The following is a 14,388-nucleotide window of genomic DNA, read 5'->3' on the forward strand; positions in this document are numbered from 1 at the left end:
CTCCTTAACTAAACGTGACCGCTAGGCGGGCTTGTGCAATTTTGTCTACTGGTAGCGAGATCGCTTTTTTACGTGTCTTGATTTTTGTCTCGACGACAGCCGTTTCACCGTCGTACGCCGTTAAAATACCTTCGAACTCTTTGGCACCCTCGATTGGGGCGAACGTCTTGATGTAGACGTTTTTTCCAATCGCCCGTTCAAAGTCGACCGGTTTCTTGAGCGGGCGCTCCGCACCGGGACTCGAGACGTCAAGATAATAGGCTTGTTCGATCGGGTCGGTTTCGTTTAGTTTCTCCGAGAGTTGTTCGTTGATATTGACGCAATCATCTAAATCGACGCCCCCCGGCTTGTCGATGTAGACGCGCAAGAACCAGTCCGGACCTTCTTTCACGAATTCAACGTCGACTAATTCCATGTTCGCTTGCTCGACGATCGGCAAAGCGATGGCTTCGACGACCTCTGTTATTTTGGACACTCTCATCCCTCCTTCTTGGCTTTTACATACAAGAAAGGAGTAGGGTTCCCTACTCCTTTCCGTCGTAGTATCCAACTTTGTTCGATACTAATATATCATATTTTCCCGATTTTCTGCAACTTACACCCCAAAATCAAAGAATGACAGCTGGTTCTCATCCGGCAGGCCTTCAAGACATTTCATCGTGTCGAGCGTCTCGATAATCGTTTTCGATAACTTGGCCCGTTTCCGGAGATCTTCTTTCGACAAGAACTGACCTTCGGCCCGTGCCTCGACGATGGCCTTGGCCGCATTCGTCCCTAAACCGTCGACTGCGTTGAACGGCGGGATGAGCGTGTTGCCTTCAATCAAGAATTCGGTCGCGCTCGAACGATATAAATCGATGTTTTGGAACTTCATGCCCCGCTCGAGCATCTCGAGTGCGAGTTCGAGCACGGTATGAAGCCCTTTGTCTTTCGCCGTCGCATCGAATCCTTTTTCGCGGATATCCGACATCGCTTTCCGGACGGCTTGCGACCCTTTGATCATCGCCGACAAATCGAAGTCGCCGGCCCGGACCGTGAAGTACGTCGCGTAATACAAAATCGGATGATGGACTTTGAAATACGCGATGCGGACGGCCATCAAGACGTACGCCGTCGCGTGCGCTTTCGGGAACATGTACTTAATTTTTTTACACGAGGCGATATACCATTCCGGTACCGCGTTCGCGCGCATCTCGGACTCCATCTCCTCGGTCAAGCCTTTCCCTTTTCGAACCGACTCCATGATTTTGAAGGCGAACGACGGTTCAAGTCCGGCGTAAATCAAATAGACCATGATGTCGTCTCGACACCCGATGACGTCTTTTAACTCACACGTACCGTTGTAAATCAATTCGTTCGCGTTCCCGATCCAAACGTCGGTCCCGTGAGACAATCCTGAGATTTGGACGAGCTCCGAGAACGTCGCCGGCTTCGTCTCTTCGAGCATCTGCCGGACGAACTTCGTCCCGAACTCAGGGATGCCGAGCGTCCCCGTCTTCGATTCGATTTGTTCCGGCGTGACGCCGAGCACTTCCGGTGATGAGAAAATCTTCATGACCGTCGGATCATCCGTCGGAATCGTCAGCGGGTCGATGCCCGACAAATCTTGGAGCATCCGAATCGCGGTCGGATCATCGTGCCCGAGAATGTCGAGCTTGAGCAAGTTGTCATGAATCGAGTGGAAGTCGAAATGGGTCGTCTTCCATTCAGACGTCTTGTCGTCAGCCGGATATTGAATCGGCGAGATCTCCGCGATGTCCATATAGTCCGGGACGACGATGATTCCGCCCGGGTGTTGCCCGGTCGTCCGTTTGACACCGGTCACACCGGACACGAGCCGATCGACTTCGGCGTTCCGATAAATCTTATCGTTCTCGGTCGCATACCCTTTCACGTAACCGTACGCCGTCTTGTCAGCAATCGTCCCGATCGTGCCGGCACGATAGACGTACTCTTCACCGAACAACACTTTCGTGTAGGCGTGGGCGTGCGGCTGATATTCCCCAGAGAAGTTCAAGTCGATATCCGGGACTTTATCCCCTTTGAAACCGAGGAACGTCTCGAACGGGATATCGTGGCCGTCTTTCTTATACCACGTGCCGCATTCCGGACACTCCTTGTCCGGCAAGTCATATCCTGAACCGACCGACCCATCATTGAAGAAGTAAGAATGCTTACACTTCGGACAGACATAGTGCGGTGGGAGCGGATTGACCTCGGTAATCTCGGTCATCGTCGCGACGAGACTCGAACCGACCGACCCCCGTGACCCGACGAGGTAGCCATCGTCGAGCGACTTCTTCACGAGTTTATGCGAAATGAGATAGATGACGGCGAACCCGTGACCGATAATCGATTTCAGTTCTTTCTCGAGCCGGGCCTCGACGATTTCCGGAAGTTCCTCGCCATAAATCGAGCGAGCCATGTCATAGCTCATGTTACGGACTTCGTCGTCCGCCCCTTCAATCTTCGGGGTGAACAGCTCATCCGGGATGATTTGAATCGACTCGATTTGGTCGGCGATCGCGTTCGGGTTCGTGATGACGATTTCACGGGCCAGTTCGTCGCCGAGGAACTTGAACTCTTCCATCATTTCCTTCGTCGTCCGGAAATGCGCTTGTGGGAGTTCTTTACGCGTGTTAATGAAGTTCGCCCCACCTTGCGTCCGAATCAAGATTTCACGGTACGAGCGGTCCGTCCGGTCGAGATAATGGACGTTCCCCGTCGCACAGACAGGCAGATTTGCTTGCTTCGCGACACGAATGATCCGTTTGATGATGTCCCGGAGCTCGAGTTCGTTCGCGACGATTTCTTTATCGATTAAATGTAAATAAAGCGCCGGCGGATGAATCTCGATAAAGTCGTAGAACGCCATCATCTTCTCGAGTTCTTCGTCCGACTTGTTCAGCGCCGCGTCAAAAATCTCACCGTTGTCGCAGGCCGATCCTATCAAAAGGCCCTCTCGACGTTTGATGAGTTCAGAACGTGGCATCCGGGCCATCCGGAACAAATAGTCGATATGTGAGAGCGAGATCAACTCATACAAGTGACGTAATCCAGGTTTCTTATTTTTCGCATAAATCGTCGCATGGAATGGCCGAATCTTCGAGACGTCACTCCCGACTTTCGCGTTGAGCGAGCGGTGCGTCTGCATCTCGAACATCTGCTTGGCGAGATCGAGCAGCTTCATCAATAGATAAGCCGTCGCCTCGGCATCGTATATCGCCCGGTGGTGCTGGGTCAATTCGATGTCGAATCGTTTGGCGAGCGTGTTCAGTCGATGGTTTTTGAGCGTCGGCAAAATCGTCCGCGCGAGCTCGAGCGTATCGATGACCGGATAGTCGTCCGGCTCATGGCCACCGCTCCGGAGCGTCGCCTCGAGGAAGCCCATATCGAACGCCGCGTTATGCGCGACGAGGATACTGTCGCCGCACCAGTCGACGAACTGTTTCGTGATCACTTCCGGGTCCGGCTGACCATGGACCATGTCGTCAGTGATGCCCGTCAACTCGATCGTCGTCGCCGAGAGCGGATGTTTCGGGTCCGCGAACGCCTCGAAGCGGTCGATGATTTCCCCGTCTTTAATCTTCACCCCGGCCAGTTCGATAATCTTGTTATAGACTGCCGAAAGACCGGTCGTCTCGACGTCGAAGACGACGTATGTCGCATCGTCGAGAGCGATATCGGTCGGATGGTAGGCGACCGGGACACCGTCATTGACGACGTTCGCCTCGACACCGAACAGCACTTTAATATCGTTTTTCTTGCCCGCGTAATACGCCTCAGGAAACGATTGGACGCCGGCGTGGTCCGTGATCGCGATGGCGCGATGTCCCCATTTGGCGGCTCGGGCGACGAGCGCCGACACGTTCGTGACGGCATCCATCTGGCTCATCTGCGTATGGGCGTGCAGCTCGACACGTTTCTCACCGTCCCACTCGTCACGGACGGGCTCGACTTTCACTTCTTGGAGCTGCGAGGCCATCATGCATAGTTCGCGCATGAAGCTATCGTCTTCGACACGTCCCGCCGCTTGAATCCACATGCCTTTTTTGACGGCGCTGAGCATGCGGTCGTCATCATCGTCACGGGCGAACACTTTGACGATGAGCGAATCGGTATAGTCCGTCATCTTGAACGTGAACAGTTTCTTCCCGCTCTTCAATTCTTTTCGTTCGGCCGAGAAGACGAGTCCACGAATGGCGACGCGTCGTTCTTCTTCGATGATTGTCTTAATTTGGACGATTTCATCTTTAATCAGCGCACCCATGCGCACCTCGGTAACCGGCTCCTCGTTCGACTCGGTCGTCTTGGCGAACTGGGCGGCGAGCGCCATTTTCGCTTGTTCGATGTCTTCCTGAACGACTTGCTCGCGGAGGGCTTGGTTCGCTTCCACGTCTTCTGAGAACTGGGCTTGGCACGGCTTTTTCGTGAAGCCGTACGCACTGTACAGCGCCTGGACTTCTTGACATAACTCTTTATCGACATAACTCGCCTCAGGTGCGGAGCGCACGGGGATGAGCAGTTTATTTTGCATAAAGCGCGGTTGGACGGAGGCGAAGTACGTACGCATCGCCCCGGACACTTGACTCAGTTCGCTGACGATACGCGGCCAGTAGTCGATATAGTCCGCATCCTTACCGCCCTGTTCCGTTGTGAAGCGGGCGTACACTTCATCCGCGAACGTCGCGTAACGACTTTCAAGTCGACTCATGAACAGTTGATGTACCTCATACGGCAAGACGTGGTGCAACCGAAAATGGAACGTCCACGTCCGCCGCTGTTTGTTGACGACAAGACGCGTCAACTCGGCACCGTCAAATTGATCCGTCTCGGTCGTAATGCCGAGGTCGTTCAAGAGCAATAACATTTTTTGATTGGCTTCCACGGGTCAGTAATCCCCCCTCTTCGTTCAACATGGACAAATGAAGGTGACGGCGAGAACCGTCACCTTCATGTCATCACTGGAGTGCATCTAACTGTGCTGTCAAAACGGCTTGTAAGTCGTCGACCGTTGTTTCGATGACTTCGCCTGTTGCGCGAAGTTTCACTTCGACGACACCTTCACCGGCCTTTTTCCCGACGTTGATTCGAATCGGGAGGCCAATCAAGTCCGCATCGGCGAACTTGACGCCGGCCCGTTCTTTACGGTCGTCGTATAAGACGTCATATGACGCTGACAATTCCTTGTACAAGCGGTCGGCGAGCGCGAGTTGCGCCTCGTCTTTCGCGTTGATTGCAATCAAGTGCACATCGAACGGCGCGATGCTCTTCGGCCAGACGATGCCACGGTCGTCATGATGCTGTTCGACGACCGCCGAGAGCGTACGCGACACCCCGATACCGTAACAACCCATGATGAGCGGCTCGGCCCGTCCTTCTTCGTTCAAGAACGTCGCACCCATCGCTTCTGAGTAACGTGTACCGAGCTTGAACACTTGTCCGACCTCAATCCCGCGAGCGAAGCGGACCGGCCCTGACTCGTCAGGTGCCAAATCGCCCTCCACGACGAAACGGAGGTCGTGGAACGTCAAGTCAGCCAAGTCACGTTCCGCGTTGACGTGCAAGAAGTGTGTGTTCGCCTCGTTGGCGCCACATACCGCGTCGACCAAATACTTGACGGCGTAATCGGCGACGACTTTGACCGGCGAATCGATCGGTCCGAGCGTTCCTGGTTCACAACCGAACAAGTCGATGATTTTCGCTTCTTCTTCCATTTGAATATCGAGTCCACCGAGTGCGTTCTTCACTTTCACATCGTTCGCCTCGTGGTCGCCGCGGACGATCGCCATGACCGTCTCGCCATCGACGTTGAAAAGGACCGACTTGATCGTCGTCTTCACATCGACGTCAAGGAAACGTGACACGTCTTCAATCGTCTTGTGCTCTTTCGTGTCGACTTTTTCAAGTTCTGCGACCGTTCCGGCTTGCATCTCATACCGGTCGAGCGTCTCTGCCATCTCGATGTTCGCTGCGTAGTTCGAGCTGTCCGTATAGACGATCGTGTCTTCCCCGATTGCGGCGAGCGCTTGGAACTCGTGCGTGTCTTTCCCGCCAATCGCACCTGAATCGGCCACGACTGGGCGATACTCGAGCCCGACCCGGTCGAAGATGCGCGAATAGGCGTTATACATATTGTCGTACTCTTCGTCTAAACCGGCTTGGTCGGCATGGAACGAGTACGCGTCTTTCATCAAGAACTCACGACCTCGGAGCAACCCGAAACGCGGTCGACGCTCGTCGCGATATTTCGCTTGAATCTGATACAAGTTGACCGGCAACTTTTTGTATGAGTTCAACTCGTCGCGAACGATTGACGTGATGAGTTCCTCGTGTGTCGCACCGAGGGCGAAACGACGGTCATGACGGTCCGTCAGACGCATGAGTTCAGGACCGTAAATGCCCCAGCGCCCCGTCTCTTCCCAAAGCTCGGCCGGCTGGATGGCCGGCATGAGCAACTCTTGTGCGCCCGCACGGTTCATCTCTTCACGAATGATGGTCTGGATATTTTGTAATACTTTGTGACCGAGCGGCAAATACGAATAAATGCCGGCTGCGTTTTGACGAATGAACCCGCCCCGGACGAGCAGTTGGTGGCTGACCGCCTCGGCGTCAGCTGGCACTTCCCGGAGGGTAGGCATAAGCAATCTCGATTGTTTCATAGGTATCAACGTTTCCCTTCTCTAACACGTTCTATTTGAAAAATGATTGAATATCGTTCCACGTGACGATGAGCATCAACAGCATCAACAGTGCGAAGCCGATGAAATGCACAAAGCCTTCTTTTTTCGGGTCGATCGGCCGACCGCGCACCGCCTCGAAGAAGAGGAAGATGAGTCGACCTCCGTCGAGTGCCGGGAGCGGCAACAAGTTGAAGATGGCCAAGTTGACGGAAAGTAGAGCCGTCCAGTTGAGGAGCATAATCAGCCCGCTCGCTGCGACTTCATCCGTCATCCGGACGATCCCGACCGGTCCGGCAAGTTGGTCGACACCGACTTGACCGGTCACGAGGTCTCCGACGGCAGAAAAGATGAGCGTCGACATCGTCCACGTCGTCTCAGCACCCGTCGTGAACGCTTTCGTCGGAGAGCGTTCGAGCGCGTTCGTTACCCCTAAAATTCCGACCGTCTCACCGTTTTGTTCGAGCGGTTGCGGTGTGAGCGTGACCGTCTGTTCGGTCCCGGCTCGGACGTACGTCACTTCAGTCGGGACATCAGCACGATCGGCGAGCGCTTCACGTAAGTCGGCCCAGTTATCGAGCTCGTTCCCTTCGATTGAGATGATTTCGTCTCCCGCCATGAGCCCGGCTTGTGCTGCGGCCGATTCTGGCTGTACGGTACCGATTTGGCCGTCATCCGTCGGCGTGCCTTGGACGAGGCCGACGATGACGAGCAGGATGAAGGCGAGGACGAAGTTCATCGCCGGACCAGCCGCGATGGCGAGCACGCGTTTCCACACGGACTGCGCCCCGAACGTCCGGTCGTACGGTGCAATTTGGATTTCCATCCCTTGGTCGACGAGAAGCGTCTCGCGCTCAAGTTCGTACACACGGACTTCCTCATCGACGAGCAATTGGACTTTCAATTCCCGAATCGAATCAAATTTATCGACCGTACCGACGACATGGACATCCGTCGCCTGGTCCGGCTGAAAGTAGACACGGTCGACCGTGCCGGCTGCTGTCAGACGCAGACCGACATGTTGCCCGGCTTTGACTTCGATCGGTTCAAAATCTTCCCCTGCCATCTTGACGTAGCCCCCAATCGGCAACAGCCGAATCGTGTAGAGCGTCTCGTTTTTTCTGAATGACAGAATTTTCGGCCCGAAGCCGATTGCAAATTCATGACAGAGAATTCCTGCCCGTTTCGCCATGACGAGGTGACCCCATTCATGCACTGAAATGAGAACACCAAACATCAAAACGATGGCGATAAAAGTCGTCATTGTTTATTCCCCACCTTCACTTTCCTTGCTGAATCTGTAATCGAACCGCACGGTCAACTTCTAAAATGTCCGCGAGCGTCGGTTCCGCAATGATTGTATGGGCGTCCATCGCCTGTTCGACGAGCCGTTCGATGTCTAGAAAGGCGATCTCGCCGTTCAAAAACTTCTCCACGGCCGCCTCGTTGGCGGCATTGAGTACCGTCGGCATCGACCCGCCGGCCCGGCCCGCCTCATAGGCGAGGCGAAGAGCCGGATAACGTTCGAAATCGGCTTCTGCGAAATGGAGCGTCCCGATTTCTCTCAAGTTTAACCGCTTGCCCCCTTCGATTTCAAGCCGTTTCGGTGCAGCGAGGGCATAGAGGATTGGACCGCGCATATCCGGGGTGCCGAGCTGGGCGATGACGGCCGCGTCTTTATATTCGACCATCGAGTGAATAATCGATTCACGATGGAGCACCACTTCAATATCATTATAGTCGATATCGAACAACCAGTGCGCTTCGATGACTTCAAGCCCTTTATTGAACATCGTCGCCGAATCGATCGTGATTTTTGCCCCCATCGACCAGTTCGGATGATTGAGCGCCTCGTCGACGGTCACCTCGGCGAGCTGTTCCCGCGACTTGTCACGGAAACTCCCTCCTGAGGCAGTCAAGATGATTTTCGCGACGTCTTCTCGGCGCTCCCCGTTCAAGCATTGAAAAATCGCTGAATGTTCGCTGTCGACCGGAAGCAAGTTGACGCCGTGCTCTTTGACGGCGGCCATGACGAGATGCCCGGCTGTGACGAGCGTCTCCTTATTCGCGAGCGCGATGTCTTTCCCGGCTTCAATCGCAGCGAGCGTCGGCTCGAGACCGACGGCACCGACGACCGCCGTCACGACCACGTCCGCCCGTTCTGCCGTCGCACATTCAATCAACCCTTCTAGTCCGATGAAAAAGAGTGGTTCGTATGTAAGGCGGGGCTTCAACTGTTCGAGTACTTCAATCGATTTGGCCGATACGTATTTCGGGCGAAGCCGGTTAATCCACTCCTCCGCCACTTCAACGTTCGTCCCAAACGCGTACGCCTCTAATTCAAACAAGTCGGGGTGCTGTTCGATGACGTCACACGTTTGTACGCCAATCGATCCAGTCGCCCCGAGTAAGCTGATTCGCTTCATCTTGACACTCCCTTATAACAAATTAAAAATCCAAATGACGGTAAAGACGGCAATCATGCTATCGAACCGGTCCAAAATCCCGCCGTGTCCCGGTAAAAGGTGCCCCGAGTCTTTCACCCCATAGTGGCGTTTATACGCCGACTGGACCAAATCGCCGAGCTGGCCGACGACCGCGACGACGATGGCGAGAATGATCACTTCCCAAAGCGGCAAAATCGGATCGACGAGAATGAACGCGATGCCGATGACGATCCCGGAAAGAATTCCGCCGACCGCCCCTTCGATCGTCTTATTCGGACTGATGGACGGCCAAAGTTTCGTCTTCCCGATCGCTTTCCCGGTGAAATAGGCACCGGAATCGGTCGCCCAGATGATGAACAAGACGAGCAACACTTTACTCAGTCCGTCATCCGATAATCGCACGAGCGCGAAGCTCGTAAACCCGATGACGACATAGACGGCGGAGACGAAATAAAAACTGGCATCTTCATACGTGAACCGATTTTTCGTCACGACGGTCCAAAACAGAAGCAACGTCAAACCGAGAATCATCCATTGGTTGACGGACATCGGCAGTTCGCTCATATCCATCTGCCGTTCGAGCAACATCATGACGAACGGGAAAGCGACGAGCAGTGCGGTGACGAGAAACGGGAAAGCGGTCAGTTTGTGACGCCGCATCAACGTGAATTCACTCAACCCAATCAAAGCGAGCACACCCATCAAGATGACGAACGGGCTGCCGCCGAGGGCGATGAGCGTGACGAAAATCGCGCCGGCCCAAAGTCCGGTAATAATTCGAGTCTTCATATTAGACACCACCAAATCGACGCGTCCGGGCATTGTATGCCGCAATCGCCTCTACGAAATGGTCGCGCTTAAACTCTGGCCATAAGACGTCCGTGAAATGTAGCTCGGCATACGCCCCTTGCCAAAGCAAGAAGTTCGAGAGCCGTTGCTCCCCGCTCGTCCGAATGATTAGATCAACGTCCTGTATGTTCGTCATGAGTCGTTCCCCAATCATCGCGTCATCGATGTCTTCCGGCAAAATCCGGCCGGCAGCCACGTCCATGGCGATGAGGCGCATCGCTTGAACGAGCTCATCGCGCCCACCGTAATTGAGGGCGAACACGAGGTCAAGTCCTGTATTCGTCGCGGTCCGCGTCCGCGCCTCCTCGACCGCTTCACGTGTGCCGCGCGGCAATTTTGACACGTCGCCGGCCACAAGGACACGGACGTTTTGTTCATCGAGTTCGTTTAAATCTGTCTCGAGAAACTGCTTCGGCAACTTCATCAAGAAGTTGACTTCTTCTTCAGGGCGCGTCCAGTTCTCGGTTGAGAACGCATAGAGCGTCAGCGACTTGATGCCAAGCTCTTGCGCCGTACGGACGGACTCGCGCACCGATTTCATCCCTTCCCGGTGACCCATGATGCGCGGGAGCCCACGTTTTTTCGCCCAACGGCCATTGCCGTCCATGATGATGGCGACGTGTTCGGGAATGCTCAGTTCCGCTTCGGTCTTCGTTTTAGGATTCACCCATTTAAACATACTCTATCCTCCTGATTGTATGAAAGAGGGACCCTCTCAATAAAAGGGTCCCCACACAGCTTTTTGGTATACCACTTCCGTGATTACACTTCCATGATTTCTTTTTCTTTCGTCGCTGCAGACTCATCAATCTTTTTGATGTACGAATCCGTTAACGTTTGGACGTCGTCCGCATAACCACGGAGATCGTCTTCCGTCATCTCGCCGTCTTTCTCGAGCTTCTTCAAGTTCTCGTTCGCGTCACGACGAACGTTACGGACAGCGACTTTCGCTTCTTCCGCATACTTCTTCGTAATTTTAACGAGCTCTTTACGACGTTCTTCCGTCAAGGCAGGGATGGCGAGACGAATGACCGTCCCGTCAGATGATGGTGAAAGGCCGAGGTCTGCTTTTTGAATCGCTTTCTCGACTTCCGATACCATCGATTTATCCCACGGTTGAATCAAGAGAAGGCGGGCTTCTGGCGTGTTGATGTTGGCCACTTGGTTAAGTGGCGTCGGCACACCGTAGTAATCGACTTGGACCGGATCCAAAATCGAAGCGCTGGCACGACCTGTGCGAAGCGTTCCAAAGTCGCGTTTGAGTGCGGCGTGGGCTTTCTCCATTTTTTCTTCAGCAGTTTTCAAGACTTCGTTTACACTCATGAATTGATTCCTCCTACTACCGTCCCGATATGTTCCCCGAGTACGACACGTTTAATGTTTCCTTCTTCAAGCAATGAGAATACAATTAGTGGAATGTGGTTATCCATACAGAGTGATGTCGCAGTCGAGTCCATGACTTGGAGTCCGTCTTTGAGTACGTCCAAGTACGTGAGCGCCTCGTATTTCACCGCTTCCGGGTCAAGTTTCGGGTCGGCCGAATACACGCCGTCCACGTTGTTTTTCCCCATCAAGATGACGTCTGCCTCAATTTCAGCTGCGCGAAGCGCTGCAGTCGTATCGGTTGAGAAATACGGGTTTCCGGTACCGGCTGCGAAAATGACGACCCGCCCCTTTTCAAGGTGACGCATCGCACGGCGACGGATATACGGTTCGGCGACTTGACGCATTTCAATTGATGTTTGGACGCGCGTTTGGACACCGTTCGTTTCAAGGCTGTCTTGAAGCGCGAGTGAGTTAAGGACAGTTGCGAGCATGCCCATATAATCGGCATTCGCCCGGTCCATCCCGAGTTCACTCCCAGTCTTGCCGCGCCAAATGTTTCCGGCACCGACAACGACGGCCACTTCGACGCCCATAGCGACGAGTTCTTTGATTTGTCCAGAAATCGAGTTGACAATCGATGGATCGATTCCATACCCTTGATCACCTGCGAGCGCTTCTCCACTCAATTTTAACACAATTCTCTTATATTTCGGTTCCATACTTTGCCTCCTCTTGCTTGAAAAAAGGGAACACGCTCCCTTAACGAACTAACTCAAGGTTATACAGACGTGTTCCCAATTTTGAATGCATCACGTGTGACGCAGATTATTTTTTAAGTTGGTTCATAACTTCTTCAGCAAAGTTTTCTTCGCGTTTTTCCATGCCTTCGCCGACTTCGAAACGTACGAACGAGTTGACACGGCCGCCTTTAGACTCTACATATTTCCCAACTTTGAAGTCAGCGTCTTTGACGAATGTTTGGTCAACGAGGCAGATTTCCTCGAAGTACTTGTTCATGCGTCCTGCGATCATCTTCTCGACGATGTTCGCTGGCTTCCCTTCGTTGAGGGCTTGTTCAGTCAAGACTTTCTTCTCACGGTCTGCTTCTTCAGCTGATACTTGGTCGCGTGTCGCGTAAAGTGGACGTGCTGCAGCAACGTGCATCGCGACGTCTTTCGCAACTGTCTCGTCAGTCGTACCGTCGATGATGACGACCGAACCGATGCGGCCGCCCATGTGGAGGTACGTGCCGAATACAGCATCGTCAGCTTTTTCAAGAACAGCGATGCGACGGAGTGAGATTTTCTCTCCGATTGTCGAAGCTTCTTCTTGAATGTGCGTCTCAAGCGTTTTGCCAGCGACGAATTCAGAAGCGAGCGCTTCTTCAACTGTCGATGCGCCTGAAGTGAGGACAGCTGTCGCCACGTCAGATACGAGTGTTTGGAACTTCTCGTTCTTCGCAACGAAGTCCGTTTCTGAGTTTACTTCGACGAGTGTAGCTTTGTTGCCGTCAACCGCTACTGCTGTCAAACCTTCTGCTGCGATGCGGTCGCCTTTCGCTGCCGCTTTCGCGATTCCTTTTTCACGAAGGAAGTCGATTGCTGCTTGCATGTCACCGTTTGTTTCAGTGAGTGCTTTTTTGCAATCGAGCATACCTGCGCCTGTTTTTTCACGAAGTTCTTTTACCATTGCTGCTGTAACTGCCATCGGAAATTCCTCCTTGTAACATTACAAATTTTAAGAAGAAGGCACGGTGCCTTCGTATACATGTCCTAAAAAAAGGTGATAAAAGGCTTTCCCTTTATCACCTGTTGTCTAACTGATTACTCAGCTTCTGTAGCTTCTGCTTCAGGTGCTACAGCTTCTTCAGCAACTTCTTCTTCGCCTTGCTTCGCTTCGATGATTGCGTCTGCCATCTTAGAAGTAAGCAATTTAACCGCACGAATCGCATCGTCGTTCGCTGGGATAACGTAGTCGATTTCGTCTGGGTCACAGTTTGTATCAACAATCGCAACGATTGGGATGTTCAATTTGTGAGCTTCTGCAATCGCGATACGCTCTTTGCGTGGGTCAACGATGAAGAGAGCATCTGGAACGCCCGGCATATCTTTGATTCCGCCGAGGAACTTCTCAAGACGCGTCATTTCTTTTTTCAAGATGATGACTTCTTTCTTAGGAAGTACTTCGAACGTGCCGTCTGCTTCCATTTTCTCAAGCTGCTTCAAGCGGTTGATACGCTTTTTGATTGTTGAGAAGTTTGTGAGTGTTCCACCCAACCAACGCTCATTGATGAAGTACATACCTGAACGGAGTGCTTCCTCTTTGATCGTGTCTTGAGCTTGTTTTTTCGTACCGACGAAGAGGACGTTTCCGCCTTCTGCCGCGAGTTCACGAACGAAGTTGTACGCTTCGTCTACTTTTTTGACCGTCTTTTGAAGGTCGATGATGTAGATTCCGTTACGCTCCGTGAAGATGTATTTCGCCATTTTTGGGTTCCAACGGCGTGTTTGGTGACCGAAGTGTACACCAGCTTCAAGCAATTGCTTCATTGAGATTACTGCCATGATAAATTTCCTCCTTGTGGTTTAAAAAAGTCCTCCGCCTCGTTCATCGTTGTATTCCGACCTTTCGGCACCGAGGAATACCATCCCGAGACGTGTGTGATGTGTTTAACACCGAGAATTACTATAGCATAAGTCACGTAATCCGGCAACTCTCACTTGCCCCGAAATTTTGCATATAACGCCATCTCGCCTTCCCCTTTTCCGAGGAGGCGGGCCGCGTCACGCACAGAGTGACGGAGGAGCGTCTCTTCGACGAGCTGATGGTCCGCTCGTTCCCCCGATTCTCGTTGAACGGGAGTTGCTGCGGGTTCGTGTTTTTCCGGTTCAATCACCACGTCACGGACGTCTTGTTTGACGACGTCGTTCATCGATTCCATGAACGATAACAACAACAGCTCGGTCTCACGTTTTTCTGCTTCAAGCTGCTCGACTCGGCTCTTTAGCGTCTGCAACTGTTTGAAGGCGAGTAAGAGCGCATAGGTGAATCCGATGCCGGCAAGCAATAAAATAATCGTCATCTTC

At 53.0% G+C, this 14,388-nt stretch carries 12 protein-coding genes; all 12 read right to left on the bottom strand.

Features of this window, described 5'->3' with window-relative positions; translation table 11 throughout:
- Nucleotides 1–4: 4 nt before the first annotated feature.
- The 12 genes from rimP to DI14_RS11980 all read right to left on the bottom strand — a co-directional run bounded on the left by rimP (nt 5) and on the right by DI14_RS11980 (nt 14,384).
- Nucleotides 5–475 (bottom strand): ribosome maturation factor RimP, encoded by a 471-nt coding sequence (gene rimP, locus DI14_RS11925; protein ID WP_034808833.1) that lies wholly within the window; start codon nt 473–475, stop codon nt 5–7.
- Nucleotides 476–595: 120 nt separating this feature from the next.
- Nucleotides 596–4,888 carry a PolC-type DNA polymerase III gene (locus tag DI14_RS11930; RefSeq protein WP_034808835.1) on the bottom strand — a complete coding sequence of 1,431 codons (4,293 nt, stop codon included), beginning with the start codon at nt 4,886–4,888 and terminating at the stop codon, nt 596–598.
- Nucleotides 4,889–4,961: 73 nt separating this feature from the next.
- Nucleotides 4,962–6,662, bottom strand: a complete 1,701-nt coding sequence (locus tag DI14_RS11935) for a proline--tRNA ligase (protein WP_034808836.1) — start codon at nt 6,660–6,662, stop codon at nt 4,962–4,964.
- 31 nt (nt 6,663–6,693) lie between these two features.
- Nucleotides 6,694–7,944 carry an RIP metalloprotease RseP gene (gene rseP, locus DI14_RS11940; protein ID WP_034808839.1) on the bottom strand — a complete coding sequence of 417 codons (1,251 nt, stop codon included), beginning with the start codon at nt 7,942–7,944 and terminating at the stop codon, nt 6,694–6,696.
- A 16-nt stretch (nt 7,945–7,960) separates the two neighbouring features.
- Nucleotides 7,961–9,106 (bottom strand): 1-deoxy-D-xylulose-5-phosphate reductoisomerase, encoded by a 1,146-nt coding sequence (gene dxr / locus DI14_RS11945; RefSeq protein ID WP_034808841.1) that lies wholly within the window; start codon nt 9,104–9,106, stop codon nt 7,961–7,963.
- 12 nt (nt 9,107–9,118) lie between these two features.
- Nucleotides 9,119–9,916: a phosphatidate cytidylyltransferase gene (locus DI14_RS11950; protein WP_034808843.1), complete on the bottom strand. Its 798-nt coding sequence runs from the start codon at nt 9,914–9,916 to the stop codon at nt 9,119–9,121.
- A 1-nt stretch (nt 9,917) separates the two neighbouring features.
- Nucleotides 9,918–10,655 (bottom strand): isoprenyl transferase, encoded by a 738-nt coding sequence (locus DI14_RS11955; RefSeq protein ID WP_034808845.1) that lies wholly within the window; start codon nt 10,653–10,655, stop codon nt 9,918–9,920.
- A gap of 83 nt (nt 10,656–10,738) precedes the next feature.
- A complete protein-coding gene (frr, locus tag DI14_RS11960; protein ID WP_034808847.1) occupies nt 10,739–11,299 on the bottom strand; it encodes a ribosome recycling factor in 561 nt (186 codons plus the stop codon).
- Entirely contained in the window at nt 11,296–12,021 is a 726-nt protein-coding gene (gene pyrH / locus DI14_RS11965) for a UMP kinase (protein WP_034808850.1), read from the bottom strand. The genes frr and pyrH overlap by 4 nt, the downstream gene beginning before the upstream one ends.
- A gap of 106 nt (nt 12,022–12,127) precedes the next feature.
- Nucleotides 12,128–13,009 carry a translation elongation factor Ts gene (gene tsf / locus DI14_RS11970; protein WP_034808852.1) on the bottom strand — a complete coding sequence of 294 codons (882 nt, stop codon included), beginning with the start codon at nt 13,007–13,009 and terminating at the stop codon, nt 12,128–12,130.
- Between the two features lie 116 nt (nt 13,010–13,125).
- A complete protein-coding gene (gene rpsB, locus DI14_RS11975) occupies nt 13,126–13,866 on the bottom strand; it encodes a 30S ribosomal protein S2 (RefSeq protein WP_021067146.1) in 741 nt (246 codons plus the stop codon).
- A 152-nt stretch (nt 13,867–14,018) separates the two neighbouring features.
- On the bottom strand, nt 14,019–14,384 hold the full coding sequence (locus DI14_RS11980; RefSeq protein ID WP_034808854.1) for a hypothetical protein: 366 nt from the start codon (nt 14,382–14,384) through the stop codon (nt 14,019–14,021).
- Nucleotides 14,385–14,388: the final 4 nt, after the last annotated feature.

Source organism: Exiguobacterium sp. AB2 (assembly GCF_000696055.1).
GTDB classification, from domain to species: domain Bacteria; phylum Bacillota; class Bacilli; order Exiguobacteriales; family Exiguobacteriaceae; genus Exiguobacterium; species Exiguobacterium alkaliphilum.

Coding starts and splice junctions, on each gene's coding strand:
- DI14_RS11935 (WP_034808836.1), bottom strand. CDS start 6,662: ATGAAACAATCGAGATTGCTTATGCCTACCCTCCGGGAAGTGCCAGCT.
- rseP (WP_034808839.1), bottom strand. CDS start 7,944: ATGACGACTTTTATCGCCATCGTTTTGATGTTTGGTGTTCTCATTTCA.
- rpsB (WP_021067146.1), bottom strand. CDS start 13,866: ATGGCAGTAATCTCAATGAAGCAATTGCTTGAAGCTGGTGTACACTTC.
- DI14_RS11950 (WP_034808843.1), bottom strand. CDS start 9,916: ATGAAGACTCGAATTATTACCGGACTTTGGGCCGGCGCGATTTTCGTC.
- pyrH (WP_034808850.1), bottom strand. CDS start 12,021: ATGGAACCGAAATATAAGAGAATTGTGTTAAAATTGAGTGGAGAAGCG.
- tsf (WP_034808852.1), bottom strand. CDS start 13,009: ATGGCAGTTACAGCAGCAATGGTAAAAGAACTTCGTGAAAAAACAGGC.
- dxr (WP_034808841.1), bottom strand. CDS start 9,106: ATGAAGCGAATCAGCTTACTCGGGGCGACTGGATCGATTGGCGTACAA.
- DI14_RS11980 (WP_034808854.1), bottom strand. CDS start 14,384: ATGACGATTATTTTATTGCTTGCCGGCATCGGATTCACCTATGCGCTC.
- DI14_RS11955 (WP_034808845.1), bottom strand. CDS start 10,655: ATGTTTAAATGGGTGAATCCTAAAACGAAGACCGAAGCGGAACTGAGC.
- frr (WP_034808847.1), bottom strand. CDS start 11,299: ATGAGTGTAAACGAAGTCTTGAAAACTGCTGAAGAAAAAATGGAGAAA.